The organism is Actinomadura gamaensis (assembly GCF_042652125.1).
Lineage (GTDB): Bacteria > Actinomycetota > Actinomycetes > Streptosporangiales > Streptosporangiaceae > Spirillospora > Spirillospora gamaensis.
In genome coordinates, this window is record NZ_JBHSIT010000012.1 from 20,851 (window position 1) to 36,320 (window position 15,470).

Genomic DNA, 15,470 nt, shown 5'->3' on the forward strand with positions numbered 1-15,470 from the left:
GAGCTCCAGCGGGACCAGGTGGGCTTCCCCGGGACTGGGCGAGCTTTAGCGTGACTGGGTGAGCTTCAGAACGCGCGTGGCGATTTCATGGACGTCACCAGCCGGCTCTTCCGGGAGAGGCCCGGCGTTCAGCACCCAATCGACGCCGAACCCGTACCAGTCGATAAGGCGCGGCTCACGGTTCTCGGCGATGGCTTCAGAGCATTCGTCCAGGAAGAGTTTCCAGCGAGGCGCGTAGTAGGTGCTGATGACCCCGGACCATTCGCGATTGGCGTAGTCGGCGAGCCCCGCTTCGGCCCCGGCGCGCGTTCCCCAGACGGTGAGCAGAATGCGCGCGTCCCGCTCCAGCGACGTTCCCTCGTCGGCCGTGGTGGCGAAGCGGCGCGCATCGGCGAGCCAGGGGCCGAGCATGGTCTGCCGGTTCGCGGCCGCGATCTCGTCCAGCAGGTCGAGGTGGGCCGTCCACTCGGCCGCGAGGCGGTCGAAGGCCGGCCGGTCGGTTCTGTCGTAGGCGGCCTTTAGCTTGGGAAGCAGGGTGCGGCTGCGGTTGGTGAGGACCTGGCGGGCGACGTCCGCCAGGTCATAGCGATACGCGCTGCTCGCGCGCAGGTCGGGGGCGACGGCGAGCAGCGCGGGCAGCGCGTGCGCGAAAATCTCCGGGTCGTAGCGGAACCTCCGAGGTGACCAGGGGGCGGCCGACGCGGCGGTCAGCGACGGCGTGGCGGCGAAGAGGCCGTCCTGCGGCTCGGACCATCCGTCCTGCGGCATCCCGTACGCGGTCGTCGCGAGGACTTCCCAAGCGCGCGCGGCGTTCGGATCGGGAGCGCCGTAGCGGCGATCCGCCCATGCGCTGAACCAGGCCTGCGGATCGATACCCGATCGCTCGGAGCGTCGGGCGCTCCCGGAGGCGAGCTTGTTGTCGCGCCAAGCGAGGTCGGTGAAGAACGCGAAGGCTGCCGGGTTGTTGTCGGACGCCTCCGGCAGCACGGCGATGCCGTCCAGCGCGGAGCCCGGGCGGGAGTGCCACTCACGGAAACGGTCCGGCCAGAGCCCGGCGTTGGCTCCGATGGTGGTGTGGCCGCCGAAGTTCCAGATGGAGCCGAACGCGTATGGCGTACCGAGCCAGATCTCGTCACGGTCGAAGTCGAGACGGCGGTCGGAGAGGCCGTCCACGATGAACAGCGTGCTGCGGTCGGCGGCGGCGAGTATCTCCTTGCGCGGGTTCTCCTGCCAGCCCAGCAGTACCCACGTGGCGCCCGGACGGTCGGCGTGCAGCGCGTTCTGGACGGCCCGCGTCGCAGCGGCGATGTCCACGGGTCCGGCCGTCCCGCCTTCGTGGAGCAGGTCCATCTTGTAGGCGGTGGACGCGCCGAAGCGCCGTTCGGAACTGGCGTAGAAGGCTTGCGCGACGCGGGCGAACTGCGGCGAGGTGGGGTCGAGCCAGTCGGGACGCGTGAAACCGATCCAGTCGGGCTGGGGTACTACGCGCGCGCCCGCGTTGCGCTCGGCGAAGCCCGGCGGGACCGTCCCGAAGTATCCGGGAAAGACGGGCGTCATGCCGAGTTCGCGTAGGCGGTCGGCTATGCGGCGTCCTAGAGCGGCCCGCTTCTCGACCAGTTGCAGACTCGGCGCGCTGGGGAAGCCCGAGAGGTTCTGTAGGAGCCACCAGGGCTGGTGTCCGGGTTGCGGGATCCAGCAGAGCAGCTCGTCCGCCGTGTAGCCGAACTCTAGGAAAGCGTCGAAGTAGACGGCCTCCGCGCCTACAGGAAGGAAAACCTCGTTGATGCCATGGAGCGCGAGGACATCGATCTCGCGCTCCCACTGCTGCCAATCGCGGTACGGCCCGGTGTAGCCGTCATCGGTGTCGTTGCCCGCGTACCGATGCCGGACGACGGCCTCGCCGTGAAGCTCCCGCGTGGGGAGCGGCATACGCGCGTCCACGAGCCGGTCGAGCGAATCGCCGTTCCACGAGACGCTCACCCCGACGACCCGCTCCAGGTAAGCGTTGAAGCCGGTGAGCATGGCACTCGGCGTGGTCGCGCTGATGCGGACCGCGTCGTCTCGGCGTTCGACCTGGTACCGCTCCGCGCGCGGCTGAGCGGCAAGCTCGTCCGGTGACAGCGGCAGCGCGCGGAGTTCGATGCGGCGCTGGGCGGACGCGGGCAGGAGACGGTTCAGGAGCGCCTCGACAGGCCTTGTGTCCCACGAGCCCGCCTCCCTGGTGCCCGCCTCCCTGGTGCCCGCGTCCCTGGAACGTGTGTCCCAGGAGCCTGCCTGTGGGCGGAGCGCGTCCAGGGAACGTGCCTCTTGGGAGCGTTCGCCTTGGGCATCGGGCGGGGATCCGTGGCTCATGCGGCCTCTCGATGATCCGGGATGCGGCATACCGATGATCAACGCGCCGCCCGTGGCGGTCAACGCAAACGGTCTGTCACTTATCCGCGACCGGGCGCGACGTTTTCGCCCCGCGTCCGCAGCGGCGGTGGACAAAAAGCAGGCTTCGGCATGGCCGAAAGCGGCCGTGGAGCGAGCCGGACGCGCGTCCGAGGTAGGAAGGTGGCCGAACCCGGGCCGCCCGTCGTCCGTGCAGAGGGAGGGCGGGCCACGCGGTTTCCCCTGCGGAGGATCCGAACCGAAGGGACGTTTCCGGCGTCTCAACTGATCGACGTACCGTCCGGAGCGGGACGGATGGTGCCGGGCGTGCGTCCTCCCGGTTCGGGGCCGGGAGGGGAATGCGGACGGGGAACGGCATTCTTGTCGCTAATGTGACTTCTGCGGATTGCGGGCTGATGAGGGAGAACCGTGCGAGGTAAGGCCCTGGTGGTGGCGCTGGTCCTGGGACTGGCGACGGCGTGCGGCGGTGGCGGTGGGGACGGCAAGGCCAAGACCGCCGGACATGAGGAAGGCGTCCCCACGATCACGATCACCCCGGCGAACGGCACCGCCAAGGCGAAGCCGGACGCGGGCGTGACGGTGACGGCGTCCGGCGGGACGTTGAGCCAGGTGCTGGTCAAGCTGAAGGACGCGGACGTGCCCGGCACGCTGTCGGCCGACAAGAAGACCTGGCACTCGACCTGGACGCTGATCCCGGGCGGGAGGTACACCGTCCAGGCGGTCGCGTCGTCGAGCAAGGGCAAGACGGCCAACGCCACCAGCTCCTTCCGGACCGTCGACGACACCGCGCGGACGACGATCAGCAACGTCATCCCGGACCCGAACGAGAAGGTCGGCACCGGCATGCCGATCTTCGTCCAGTTCAACAAGGAGGTCCCGGACAAGGCCAAGCCGATCATCGAGAAGGCCATCGAGATCAAGTCCACCTACCCGACGGTGGGCGCGTGGCGCTGGCTGAGCGCGGGCGAGTCGTTCAACGGGCTGCCGTCGCTGGTGTTCCGGACGAAGGAGCCGTGGCAGGCGAACCAGCGCGTCGAGTTGATCGTCCACTACGCGGGCCTGAAGATCGGCGACTCGGTCTACGGCGACAAGGACGTCACCCGCAAGTTCCGGATCGGTGACTCCCACACCATTACGGTCAACAACAAGACGCACAAGCTGACCGTGAAGAAGAACGGGACGGTCGTCCGCAAGTGGGGCGTCAGCCTCGGCACCGGCGGCGACGTGCAGGGCGACGGCGTGGACCACCTGAAGACCACCAGCGGCATCCACCTGACCATGGACCACAGCCGCCTGGAGCGGATGGTCGCCCCCGGCAAGAAGAAGGGCGACCCCGGCTACTACGACGAGCAGGTGCCGTTCGCCACGCGCATCTCCAACAGCGGCGAGTACATCCACCAGAACATGGACGACCCGTCCTGCCTGGGCGACCGGAACTGCTCGCACGGCTGCGTCCGCTCCCCCGCCTCGGACGCGGAATGGTTCTACGGCTGGTCCTACCGGGGCGACATGGTGACCATCACGCCCACCGGGCGCTCCCTGGAGTGGTCGAACGGCTGGGGCTACTGGCAGATGTCGTTCGACAAGTGGGTCAAGGGCAGCAAGCTCGGCCAGCCCATCACGACCGCTCCCCTCGGTGGCTCGACCTCCCCGTCCACTCCCCCGGCCCAGCCTTCGGGGCAGCCGTCCAGCCAGCCCACGCAGTAACACTTCCGTTTGCGGCCGTTTCCACGGCCCCTCCGGACGCGGCCCGGCACTTCTCCTCCCCGAGAAGGCCGGGCCGCCTCGCTGTTGCGCCGGGACAGGCTCGCTGTTGCGCCGGGGCGGGCTCGCCGTCGCGTCCGGGGCGGGCTCGCCGTCGCGTCCGGGGCAGGCTCGCCGTTGCGTCGGGACGCCGTTGCGCGCGCCCGCACGAGGAGAGCCGAGCGGGCCGCTGGGAACCGGTGTGAAGATGCCCTCCCGCCACGCGGAGCGCTTTCGCCAGGGTGCACTATGGAGTCGTGCTGAGGACCAGAGCGGCCACCTGGGCGTACGTTGCGGCACTAGCCATAGCGGAGACCGTGGTCTGGTTGCTGTCACCGGTGCAGAAGGCCCGCGTGGTGGACTGGGTGAGCACCAACGTGGCGAACCTGTCGCACCATCCCGTGGGCTCCCTGGCCGGCTCCGCGCTGGTACCCGACTCCTATCCGCTGGCGTGGGTGGGGTTGGCGGTGGTCGCGCTGTTCCCGGTGAACGCCTTGCTGGGGAATCGCCGGACGGTTCTGCTCTTCGTCCTCCTGCACGTGGTGGGAACGCTGTTCAGCGAAGGCATCGTGGCGTGGCGTCTCACGCACGGGACGCTTCCGGAGAGCGCTCGCTACCAGCTCGACGTCGGACCGTCGTTCGTCCTCGTCCCTGGGCTCGTCCTAGTGATTCTGTTCGGGACGTGGTGGTGGCGTCCTATCGCCATCGCCGGAATGTGGGCCCTCTGGCCCTATCTCTTCGTAGGCCTCAGCCAACTGGAAGTCGCCGCGGTCGGGCACGTCACAGTGATGGTCCTGTCCGTGCCGCTGTTCCTACTGTTCCGCCGCAATCGACTGGCCTCGCTAGCGCGGGACGTCCCGACCACTTCCCCTCCAGCAGAAGCCCCAGCAGCCGAACCCTCAACTCCCTGAGGCCACTCGGCTTACCTGCCGAGGCATATTCGTAGCGCTCCTGGCACTCACCATCCGGAGAGCACGAGCGCTTGGACGAGGATCGCCGTGAGGGCCTGCGCTGCGAGCCATCCGCGCGCGGGCGCGCGTAGGGCGCTTGCAGCCGGAATCAGCCATGCGGCGAACGGCAGCCAGATGCGTTCGACTTCGCCTTTCGTCACTCCCGCCACGTCCAGGCTGAGGACCGCCACGAGTGCGGCGACAGCCAGGAGGCCGATCGGCTCGGCTCGTAGCGCGGCCAGCCTTCGCCTACCTCCCGTCAGAAGTGACGGCAACACGTAGGCGATGGCGGGCCCGGTGAGGATTCCCAGGACTGCGAAGTCCGCGACGAGGAAGTACCAGTAGGACCTGCGTGCCGAGCCCCCGCTGACGAGATACGTGTCGAGAGTGGCGTGAACGCCGTCCGGCCACCAGAACCCTGCCGCCGTGAAGGCGACGGGGATGACGGCGAATCCGGCCGCCAACGCTATCCAGAACCGCACTGGTGGACGGGTTATCCACAGAACGGCGCTCGGTAGGGCCAGGAGGGGAAGCAGTCCATAGCTTAGGTAGGGCAGGGCGCCGAGCAGAAAGCCACCGAGAAATGGCCGGCGCACGGCCACAAAAGCGACACCCCAGGCACCGACACCGAGAAAGAAGGCATCCATGGATGTGGCGATCCAGAGCGCGAGCGGAGACAGGGCGAGAAAGGGCAATGCCCGCCTGGCCACCGGCTCGCCGGCCACCACCTTCACCGTCAGGGCGATGGCGACCGTGGCCGACGTCCCGACCGCGATGATGAGCAGCGCGGGCCAGAGCGTCCCGTGCAGTCCGGACGCGTCCAGCGCCCAGAACACCAGCGTCGGCAGCGGCGGATGCCCCCGCACGTGCGTCGGGTACCGGTACAGCTCGGTGGTGAACGTACGCAGCCAGTGCAGCGGATCCCCGCCGACCGCCGCCAGCCCCGCCGGATACTCGGTCGGAGCGTTCAACGGCCGAGCGAGCGCCCCGCTTCCGTCACTGAAGGCCAGAACCACCGCCCACCCGGCCCCCGCCATCCACGAAAGCGCGAGCAGCCTGCGCCATCCCAACCTGCGTGCGGCGACCGGCAGCAGCCCGACCGCGACCACCGCCCAGACGACGGCCGGTGCCATCTGCCAGGTGAGAAGCCGAGCTTTGGCATGCAGGGGCGGCAAGGCGTCCTCGGTGGCCAGCCCCGCCCGCCGCATCGCCTCCCCGACGGCGAACGCCCCGACGATCAGCGCACCCCAGACCCCGACGCCCCAAACTCCGCGCCCCACGCCGAACCTGCCCTGCCCGAACCGCGACCTGCGCCGCGGCCCCGACTCGACGTCCTCGCCAGGAGGACGAGCCCCGGGCAGTTCGCGGGCCTCGTCCTGTCCCCGCAGCTCCAGCGCGCCACCTTCAAGACGTCGCTCGCTCATTCCCCGCGCTCCTCCGCCTCGCGCTCAACCGGCCGACCTGCATCCCGCTCATCCAGAGGCGCGTTCTCCCTGCGAGCCGCACCACCCGCCCGAGGCGCCGTCACAGACGCTCGACCACTGCCGGACGCCTCGTCCGCCCACGCCCCCGACCGCCCAGCCGCCACGCCTCCGGACCCGCCACCACGCAACATGTCCGGCCCACCACGACCCGCTCGCCCGCGACGTCCTGACCCGCTGTTGAGCGCCCGAGAGGAATCCCCCCGTCTTCCAAAACCGGCAACGAATACAAACCTCAGGCCACGACCAAGCCCTCGCCATGGCACGAAACAAACACCCATGACGACAGCCGCCACAGCTCCCCAATTAAGGAGGTAGTCCGAAGGGAGGATCGACGGATTATCGGCCCGCCGCCCGTACCCGAGCATCAGCGGCAACGCCACCACCGCCAGAACGCCTGCGATGAACAACCCGGTCTTCAGCCGTCGCCGACGCCCCAACACCGTGCCGACCACGAGCACGACGGGCGCGACCAACGCATCATGTGCCGCGACCGCCCCGCCGATCCACAACGCCCATCCACCTGGCCGCGAATGCGCCACCACACCCGAAAGGCCAACCGCGATGAACCCCGCCCCGACCAGATACGCACCCCATCGCCCGAGAGGAGCCCGCGCACCCCGAGAGACCCCGCCCGCCTTCGTTCCACCCGCAAAACGCCCCCCGCCCCCGACGCCGCCGCGTGCCGGGGAGCCGCCACCTGCCGGGGAGCCGTCTGCCGTGGAACTGCCATCTGCCGGGGAGCTGCTACGTCCTGGAGAGCCGCTACCCGCTGAGGAAGCGACAAGGCCTGCCTCAAAACGACCGCAGTTACCGGCTATCCCCTCGTCAGCCCCGGCCCGACGCTCCGAGTACCCACCGAACACGGCATCAGCGTCCACGTCTCCGCCCTCATTCCGCCTCCGCCCCTGTCCCCCGCCGGGACGACCGCCAACGCCCCCGCCATCCGGAAGCCCACCGTCCAAGACATCGACCTCGGCGTCCTCAACACGCGCGCTCCGATCGTTCGCCGTCTCCAGGCCGGGATCGCCCGTCCCACTGAGGCTCGGATCGCCCGCCCCACCGCGGCCCGGACTGCCCGCCTCACCACGGCCCGGATCGCCCGCCTCACCACGGCCCGGATCGCCCGCCTCACCACGGCCCGGGCTGCCCGCCTCACCTCCGCTCGGATCGTCCGTCTCGCGCGGGCCTGGGCCGCCCATCTCATCCCGACCCGAGTCGTCCGCCTCTTCCACATCTGGGTTGTCCGCCTCGTTCACGTCTCGGTCGTCCGCCCCAGGCGCGCAGGTGCTCTTGGCGTCCGCGTTCCGATTACCGCCGCTCGCACCATGCACCGCACGTTCACCTGCGTCCTCGGCCTCGGAGCAGGGGTCGTCCGCCCCGCCGCTCCACAGCGTCGGCATTGAGGTCTGCGTCCGCGACGATCTCAGCGCTCTCGCCGTAGCCATTGGCCGCCTTGCCGCGCGCGGCAGCGCCCTTCCCGGCACTTCCGTGCGCGGAAGCAACGCTGTGCCAACGCCGTTCGCTGGACCGCGGTCCACTGGGACCCGGTTCCCGAGGTCGTGTTCGCCGGCGGGGTGGGAGGTCAGCGCGAAAGCGAAAGGGGAGTTCTGAGTCATTCGGCGACCAGGGTGGTGAGCCATTTGGTTTGGAGGACGCCTGGGCGGTTGGGCGCGATCAGGCGGCACGGGAAGCCGTGGTCGAGGGCCAGAGGCTCGCCGTTCAGAGATAAGGCGAGAAGGGTGTCCGGGTCACGCCAGTGTCGGGGGTCCACCTGGGACGTGCGGTAGGCACCGCCTGCTTGCAGGGATTCGGCCCGGACCTGCGCATCGGCTGGGACTCCTGCTCGTGTCAGGACGTCGCGGAGACGCACGCCGGTCCAGGTTCCGGATGCGGACCAGCCTTCGACGCAGGCGATCGGGAGGCGGACGGTGTGTTGCGGCATGGCGTGCAAGTGAGCGAGCGAGAGCTTGAGTTCGCGCTGGACGCGTCCGGTCACGTGCAGCCGCCAGCGGGGATCGCGCGCTGACTCGGTAACGCCCGCTGCGACGGCGGAGCGGTTCACCGGGAGCCCTTGCGGTCCGACGCCTGGACGGCGCGGGGACAGCAGGGCGAGGCGAGCCAGCGGCGAGACGGTCTCACCGACGGTCAGCAGGGTCACCGCACCCGAGGATGCGAAGACCGAGAGAAGGAAGGAGCGGCGGTCCAGGCCGTCGTTCGGCCGGCGCATCACAGTCCGGCGGGCCTTGGCCCACTCGTTCGCGACATGGATGATCAGCGCGCCGACGACGATGTACGCCGTCCAGTAGTGCGCGACCGTGAAGAAGAAGGGGAAGGGGTACCAGTAGGAGATGTTCAAGAGGCCCGTGACGAGCTGGAACAGCGCTCCCCCGACGAGAAGGAAGATCAGGCCCCGCTCCATTGCGTGGGCGAGTGAACGGAACGGCGGCCACCGGAACAGCTTCGGATAGACCGTCCACAGCTTCGCGAGAAGCAGCGGGATCGTCGCCAGACCGCCGATCACGTGCAGGCCCTGGGTGAGGCGGTAGAAGTTGACCGGCCTGGACGGCCAGTGCAGCCACTCCGGTGGATGCTGCATGAAGTGGCTGATCAAGCCGGTGATGAACGCCGTGCCGAACGAGACGCCGAGCGCCATGCCCAGCCACGCCGCGATCCGCTCATCATGGAAGCGGCTGGTGAAACGCCCTTCGAGGGTCATCGGGAGGCGCAAGACCTCGTCCAGGACCCGCCGAGTGGACGGCGAGTCGTCGGCCCGGTCCGCGCGCTGAGTGGACGAGGAGTCGTCGGCCTGGTCCGCGCGCCGAGGGGACGAGGAGTCGTCGGCCTGGTCCGCGCGCCGAGTGGACGAGGAATCGTCGGGCTGGTCCGCGCGCCGAGCAGGCAGGCCGCTTACCTGTGCTGGCGGCTTGCGGAGCCCAGGCCCCCGATTGCGGAGCTTACGTCCCGAACTGGGGAGTCCAGATCCGGGAGTGGGGAGTCCAGGTTCCGGAGTGGAAAGTCCAGGTCTTGGAGTGGGGAGTTCACGTCCTGGGGCGCGGGGGCGTTGGGGTTGAGGGTCGTCGACTGCTTCGTCCGGCGGCCGCGATTGCGGGCTTCGGAGCGCCCGGAGCTGAGATGATGCGGACGAGGCAGAGCGTGAGGGGTGGTTGCGGCCTAGGCGGTGAGGGCGACGAAACATCGGGTCGCCTCCTCCCAGCGCTCGGACACGGTGAGGCCGCACTGGGGAAGGTCGTCGGCGGCCACCTGGGCCCAGGGGAACCACGGGCCCACGGTTTCGCCGTGGCGCAAGCGCACGTGCTCGCGTCGGGACGGTACGCCCGGGGCGTTCACCTCGGCGAGGATTCGGCCTTCGGGGGCGAGAAGCTGCGCCAAGCGCCGGAGCAGCGCGGACGGGTCGCCGCCGATGCCGATGTTGCCGTCCGCGAGCAGGATCGTCTGCCAGAGACCGGACCCGGGAACCTGGGCGAACACGTCTCCCACCAGGGCGGGGCCGCCTGCTGCGACGGTCATCGCCACGGCGGTCGGCGCGATGTCGATGCCCAGTGCGAGAACGCCGCGTTCAGTGAGCGCGACGGTCAACCTGCCCGGCCCCGACCCCACGTCCAGGACGGGTCCCGTGGAGCGAGCGAGCATTCCCTCATCGCCCGGACGCAGACGGAGCCAGTCCCTCACGGGCAGCGGACGCCGTCCACCTGACTCGTCCTCGATCTGGAAGGAGACGGGCGCTCGCTCGTCGAGCGCGACACATGAGGTCGAACCGAACGCTTGCGCGTCGTCGCTGAGCGCTCGCTCGTACAGTTCACCGATCATGAGCGTCCGCCGGGGCGAGAGGGCATGAGGCGGACGGCCCGCGAGTACTCACTTGGTGCTTTCCAGCTCGAAGAGGGAAGGGAGAGGTGGCTGGGTTGAGGGGTGGTGAGGGTGCGGTGGGTCGCGGCGAAGTGGGTGGTGGGTGCTTGGGCGGCGACCGTTGCTGCGTCTTCGGCGGTGTCCACGTCGGTGAGAACGGGGAGGTGGGCCACGGACAGGGCTGCGGCGGCCAGGCGGGCTAGTTGGTGGCGGCCGGTGTCCGGGCGGGACATGGGGACGCCTCGGAGGAGTGCTGGGTTCGGGGTCGTGAGGCCGAGTAGCCAGAAGCCGCCGTCGGAGGCGGGGCCGAAGACGGCGTCGTGGTGGGTGAAGGCGAGTGCGGCCTTCGTCAGCAGCGACGGCGTCAGCTGCGGCGTGTCCATGCCGACGAGGAGGATCGGACGGCCTTCGTAGGCGTCGTCGAAGGCGTTGGCCAGGCGCTCATCCAGGCCGTCGCCGCGTTGTTGGACGACCTCGAAGCCGTCCGGCAGCCAGGGGCCCGGTGTGCCGGAGAGAGCCAGTATGCGGCGGACGGCGGGGGTCGCGGTGACGGTGGTGAGGGTGTCCTTCAAGGACGCCTCGGCCAGGGCCGCCGCCTCGTGAGGTGTGAAAGGGGGCGTCAGGCGGGTTTTGACGCGGCCCGGGACGGGTTCTTTCGCGATCACGATCAGGTCGATGTTCATGCCGCACCGACCGTGGTGAGGACGCCGCGCATGTCGTGGACGGTCCGGATCGTCCCGCGAAGGGTTCCGGTGACCTTGGAACGGCCCGTCCGCGGGTGGTAGGGGACGTCCAGCTCGGTGATCCGCCAGTTCGCGCGCGCCGCCTTGAGGACCATCTCCAGCGGGTAGCCGAAGCGGCGGTCGGACAGGGTCAGGGCGAGCAGGTCGGCCCGGCGGGCCGCACGCATCGGGCCGAGATCGTGGAGGGACGTCCCGGCGCGCCGGTTCAGCTCACGGGCCAGGACCCGGTTCGCCACGCGAGCGTGCGGCGGCCACGACCGCCACCCGGTCGGTCGGCGGCGTCCCAAGACCAGAGTCGGCCGGTCATCAGCAGTACGAGCGTCAGCGATACGAGCCGCGTTCGGGGGGCCGATGGGGGTGTGGGGTGGGGAGAGCAGGGGGGAGGTGAGGGCGGGGAGGTCTTGGGGGTCCAGGGAGGCGTCGGCGTCCATGAAGCAGACGACTTCGGTGGTGGCGGTCAGGAGGCCGGTGTGGCAGGCCTCGCCGAAGCCGCGGCGGGGGGCGTGGACGACTCGGGCGCCGTGGCGGGCGGCGATGGCGGCGGACGCGTCGGTGGAGCCGTTGTCCACCACGAGCGGGACGTAGCCGGGCGGCATGCGGTCGAGGACCCAGGGCAGGGCCTCGGCCTCGTTCAGGCACGGCAGGATCACTTCGACGGTCGTCATGCGGGCACCGCCGCGAACTCGGCCATGCCGTCCTCGAAGGTGGTCTCGGCGGTGAAACCGAGGTCGGCGGCGGCGCGGTCGGGGCTGGCGACGATGTGGCGGACGTCGCCGAGCCGGTAGTCGCCGGTGATCTCGGGACGCGGACCGTCGCAGGCTCGGGACAGGGCCTCGGCCAGGTCGGCGATCGTCCGGGGGCGTCCGCTCGCGATGTTGTAGGCGGCGAAGGGGGCGCCGGGCGGTCGCTCCAGGGCCAGGACGTTCGCTCGGGCGACGTCGCAGACGTGGACGAAGTCGCGCCGCTGCCGTCCGTCCTCGAAGACCTTCGGGGCCTCGCCTCGCAGGAGGGCCGAGCGGAAGAGGGCGGCGACGCCCGCGTACGGGGTGTCGCGGGGCATTCGGGGGCCGTAGACGTTGTGGTAGCGGAGTGCGGTGACCGAGCCGCCTGTCATGCGCGCCCAGGACGCCGCCAGGTTCTCCTGGGCGAGTTTCGTGTCGGCGTACACGTTGCGCGGGTCGAGCGGCACTTGCTCGTCGACCGTCCCTGGTGAGAGGGGTTCGGCGCACAGCGGGCAGGTCGGCTCGAACGCTCCTGCGGCCAGTGCTTCCTCGGCGCGCGGGCCCGGCCTTACCGAGCCGTGGCGGGCGCATTCGTAGGAGCCTTCGCCGTAGACGACCATGGACGACGCCAGCACCAGCTTCCGGACGCCGGCGCGGGCCATCTCCGCCAGCAGCACGGCCGTCCCCTGCACGTTGACGGACGCGTAGGCGGGCAGGTCGTACACGTCCACGCCCAGCCCGACCATCGCGGCCTGGTGGCAGACGGCGTCCACGCCCTCCAGGGCGCGCGCGACCGTCGCCGCATCCCGCACATCCCCGACCGACGCCGCGTCGCGAGCGTTCCCGGCCGTCGCCATGTCCTGGGCGTTCTCGGCCGTCGCTGTGTCGCGGGGGTCCCTGACCGCTGCCGCGGCGTCCTGGGCGTTGCTGACCGCGGCTGTGACGCGGGAGGTTCTGACCACCGACGCGTCTCGGACGTCCTCGAATGGTTGCCCGTTGCCTGGTCGCCTCGGGGGCGTCGCGTGGGGCAGGCGGGGGTCGGGGGCCGGCCGGGTTCGCGTCGGCTGGTCGGCGTCGGCGTTGGCACCCGCGTAGCGGCGGGTGGGGGTCGTGTCCAGGAAGCGGACTTCGTGGCCGGACGCGTCCAGCGCGTCCGCGATGTGGGAGCCGATGAAGCCCGCCGATCCCGTGAGCAGCACTCGCATGGCCCCGAACGTAGGTCGCGGGACGGGCCGTCGGTCCGAATCCGCGCGGGACGTATGAACCTCGTAAGAACTTCGCCCGCGCCGTACGGCGCACGAAGACTCCGCCCCCGGCGCATCTCGTAAGGGCCTCGCCCGCGCCGTGCGGCGCATGAAGACTTCGCCCGCGCCGTGCGGCGCATGAAGACTTCGCCCGCGCCGTGCGGCGCACGAAGACTTCGCCCCCGGCGCATCTCGTCAGGGCTTCGCCCCCCGCGGTGCGGCGCGCGAGAACGTCGCGCGCGATGTGCTGTGTGAAGTTCGCTCCCGCGAGGGAGGGGGCTCGGTCGGACGGGTGATGGCCGGTGCGGTCCCGCGCGCCTACGTTTCGATCATGGTTCTCTGGTTCAGCTTCGTCGCGGGGTCCGCGCTGATCATCGGGTTCCTGGCGTTCGGCGCCAGGCGGCTGCTCAACACGCGATTCTCGCTGTTCCGGACGGTTCTGGCCGCGGCGGTCGGGGAGGCGGTGGCGAACCCGGTCCTCAAGGGGCTGATGCGGGGTATCGGCCCGGACGCCCCGAACTTCACGGCGGCGATCTGGTTCTCCGTGCTCGGCTGGGCGTGCGCGCTGCTGATCGCGATGGTCGTGCTGGTGGTGTGGGAGGCGTTCGTCCCCACCGGGACGATCCCGTCGCCGCTCTTCTGGGTTCGCTCCCTGCGCGCGCGGGCGGCGCGCACTCGCCGCTACTGGCAGATCAGCTGGATTTTCGTGCGCGCCGGGCTCGGCCCGTATGTGAGCGGCCGTGCCAGGCCGGACGGTGAGTCGCGGTCGCGGTTGGCGCATTCACTGGCCGCCGCGCTCGATCGGGGTGGCGTGACGTTCGTGAAGCTCGGGCAGGTGCTGTCGACGCGGCGGGACGTCCTGCCGGAGGAGTTCGTCACGGAGCTCGGCCGATTGCGCGATCGCGCCGCGCCGGTTCCGTGGGAGCGGATCGAGAGGGTCTTGCGGGACGAGCTGGGCGCGCCGGTCGAGGAGGTCTTCGCCGAGTTCGAGCGCGAGCCGCTGGCCGCCGCGTCCGTCGCGCAGGTCCATGCGGCGCGGTTGCGGACGGGCGAGGAGGTCGTCGTGAAAGTGCAGCGGCCCGGAGTGCGGACGGTCGTGGAGCGCGACCTCGACATCGTTCGCCGCCTGGCGCGGACGCTCGACGCACGCGCCGGTTGGGGGCGTGCCCTAGGCGTCATCGACCTGGCGAACGGTTTCGCCGCAGCGCTGAAGGAAGAGCTCGATTTTCGGGTGGAGACGCGGAACATGGCCGCCGTCGCGTCCGCCTCGTGCGCGCGCGGGATGGACGTGACCCACCAGGACGCCCGCGTGAGGGTTCCGCGTCCGCACGAGGATCTGTGCACCGAACGCGTCCTGGTCATGGAACGGTTCGCGGGCGTGCCGCTGAGCCAGGCGGGTCCGTCGATCGAGCGGCGGGGTCTCGACCGCGCGACGCTCGCGCGCGACCTCCTCGACGAGATGCTGCGGCAGATCATGCTGGACGGGGTGTTCCACGCCGATCCGCATCCCGGCAACCTGCTGCTCCTCGACGACGGCCGGCTCGGGTTGATCGACTTCGGCTCGGTCGGCCGCCTGGACGGCGAGCTGCGCGCCGCGCTCGGCCGCATCCTGCTGGCGGTGAACCGGGCGGACCCGATCGCGCTCACCGACGCCCTGCTGGAGGTGACGGCCCGTCCGGACGAGCTGGACGAGCAGGCGCTGGAGCGGGCGGTCGGCGCGTTCATGGCGCGCCACCTCGCCGCCGGGCAGGCCCCGGACGCGGCGATGTTCACCGAGCTGTTCCGGGTGATGGCGCGGTTCGCGCTGGCCGTCCCGGCCGAGTTCGCGGCGGTGTTCCGGGCGCTCGGGACGCTGGAGGGCGGCCTGACGGAGCTGGCCCCCGGCTTCGACATGGTCGGCGAGGCGCGCGCGTTCGGCGGGGCGCATCTCGCCGAACGGCTGCGTCCCGAGTCGCTGAAGGAGGCGGCGACGGGCGAGCTGGTCGCGCTGCTGCCGACCCTGCGCCGCCTGCCGCGCCGCCTCGACCGGATCACCTCCGCGATCGAGGGCGGACGCCTCTCGGTGAACGTCCGCCTCTTCGCCGACGAGCGGGACCGGGCGACCGTCACCGGGCTCCTGCACCAGTTCCTGCTGGCGCTGCTGGCGTCCACCGCCGGGATCATGGCCGTCCTGCTGCTGGGTCTGAAGAGCGGCCCGGCGATGACCGCCTCGGTGTCGCTGTACCAGTTCCTCGGCTACGGGATGCTCGTGGTCTGCTCGATCCTGGCCCTGCGCGTCCTGGTCGGCGTCTTCCGTCCCAAACCAGGATTCCGGTAGCCCCCAGAA

Annotated in this window: 10 protein-coding genes; 3 read left to right on the top strand and 7 right to left on the bottom strand. The window is 70.5% G+C overall.

Translation table 11 applies throughout. The features are described from left to right. Positions 1-45: 45 nt before the first annotated feature. The gene (locus tag ACFPCY_RS33845) at positions 46-2,487 is read right to left on the bottom strand and encodes an alpha-N-acetylglucosaminidase (protein WP_378262130.1); all 2,442 of its coding nucleotides are present in this window, start codon (positions 2,485-2,487) and stop codon (positions 46-48) included. Positions 2,488-2,799: 312 nt separating this feature from the next. Between ACFPCY_RS33845 and ACFPCY_RS33850 the strand changes: the two genes are divergently transcribed. Then, entirely contained in the window at positions 2,800-4,098 is a 1,299-nt protein-coding gene (locus tag ACFPCY_RS33850; RefSeq protein WP_378262132.1) for a L,D-transpeptidase, read from the top strand. Positions 4,099-4,391: 293 nt separating this feature from the next. Next, entirely contained in the window at positions 4,392-5,045 is a 654-nt protein-coding gene (locus tag ACFPCY_RS33855; protein WP_378262134.1) for a rhomboid-like protein, read from the top strand. A 47-nt stretch (positions 5,046-5,092) separates the two neighbouring features. Here ACFPCY_RS33855 and ACFPCY_RS33860 read toward each other — a convergent pair whose 3' ends face one another. The 6 genes from ACFPCY_RS33860 to ACFPCY_RS33885 all read right to left on the bottom strand — a co-directional run bounded on the left by ACFPCY_RS33860 (position 5,093) and on the right by ACFPCY_RS33885 (position 13,105). Then, on the bottom strand, positions 5,093-6,508 hold the full coding sequence (locus ACFPCY_RS33860) for a hypothetical protein (RefSeq protein ID WP_378262136.1): 1,416 nt from the start codon (positions 6,506-6,508) through the stop codon (positions 5,093-5,095). A gap of 1,672 nt (positions 6,509-8,180) precedes the next feature. Continuing rightward, on the bottom strand, positions 8,181-9,284 hold the full coding sequence (locus ACFPCY_RS33865; RefSeq protein ID WP_378262138.1) for a molybdopterin-dependent oxidoreductase: 1,104 nt from the start codon (positions 9,282-9,284) through the stop codon (positions 8,181-8,183). Between the two features lie 455 nt (positions 9,285-9,739). Continuing rightward, positions 9,740-10,396: a methyltransferase domain-containing protein gene (locus ACFPCY_RS33870; RefSeq protein WP_378262140.1), complete on the bottom strand. Its 657-nt coding sequence runs from the start codon at positions 10,394-10,396 to the stop codon at positions 9,740-9,742. After that, on the bottom strand, positions 10,393-11,118 hold the full coding sequence (locus ACFPCY_RS33875) for a TIGR04282 family arsenosugar biosynthesis glycosyltransferase (protein WP_378262142.1): 726 nt from the start codon (positions 11,116-11,118) through the stop codon (positions 10,393-10,395). Before ACFPCY_RS33875 ends, ACFPCY_RS33870 begins: the two co-directional genes overlap by 4 nt. Beyond that, positions 11,115-11,843, bottom strand: coding sequence for a glycosyltransferase family 2 protein (locus ACFPCY_RS33880; protein ID WP_378262144.1), 729 nt, complete (start codon positions 11,841-11,843; stop codon positions 11,115-11,117). The genes ACFPCY_RS33875 and ACFPCY_RS33880 overlap by 4 nt, the downstream gene beginning before the upstream one ends. Next, a complete protein-coding gene (locus tag ACFPCY_RS33885; protein WP_378262146.1) occupies positions 11,840-13,105 on the bottom strand; it encodes an NAD-dependent epimerase/dehydratase family protein in 1,266 nt (421 codons plus the stop codon). The genes ACFPCY_RS33880 and ACFPCY_RS33885 overlap by 4 nt, the downstream gene beginning before the upstream one ends. A gap of 370 nt (positions 13,106-13,475) precedes the next feature. Here ACFPCY_RS33885 and ACFPCY_RS33890 point away from each other — a divergent pair, with 370 nt between their 5' ends. Continuing rightward, positions 13,476-15,461 (top strand): ABC1 kinase family protein, encoded by a 1,986-nt coding sequence (locus ACFPCY_RS33890; protein WP_378262148.1) that lies wholly within the window; start codon positions 13,476-13,478, stop codon positions 15,459-15,461. Positions 15,462-15,470 lie beyond the last annotated feature (9 nt).

Excerpts from the sequence above, each read along its gene's own strand:
- ACFPCY_RS33875 (WP_378262142.1), bottom strand. The coding sequence starts at position 11,118 with ATGAACATCGACCTGATCGTGATCGCGAAAGAACCCGTCCCGGGCCGC.
- ACFPCY_RS33890 (WP_378262148.1), top strand. The coding sequence starts at position 13,476 with ATGGTTCTCTGGTTCAGCTTCGTCGCGGGGTCCGCGCTGATCATCGGG.
- ACFPCY_RS33880 (WP_378262144.1), bottom strand. The coding sequence starts at position 11,843 with ATGACGACCGTCGAAGTGATCCTGCCGTGCCTGAACGAGGCCGAGGCC.
- ACFPCY_RS33870 (WP_378262140.1), bottom strand. The coding sequence starts at position 10,396 with ATGATCGGTGAACTGTACGAGCGAGCGCTCAGCGACGACGCGCAAGCG.
- ACFPCY_RS33860 (WP_378262136.1), bottom strand. The coding sequence starts at position 6,508 with ATGAGCGAGCGACGTCTTGAAGGTGGCGCGCTGGAGCTGCGGGGACAG.
- ACFPCY_RS33865 (WP_378262138.1), bottom strand. The coding sequence starts at position 9,284 with ATGACCCTCGAAGGGCGTTTCACCAGCCGCTTCCATGATGAGCGGATC.
- ACFPCY_RS33885 (WP_378262146.1), bottom strand. The coding sequence starts at position 13,105 with ATGCGAGTGCTGCTCACGGGATCGGCGGGCTTCATCGGCTCCCACATC.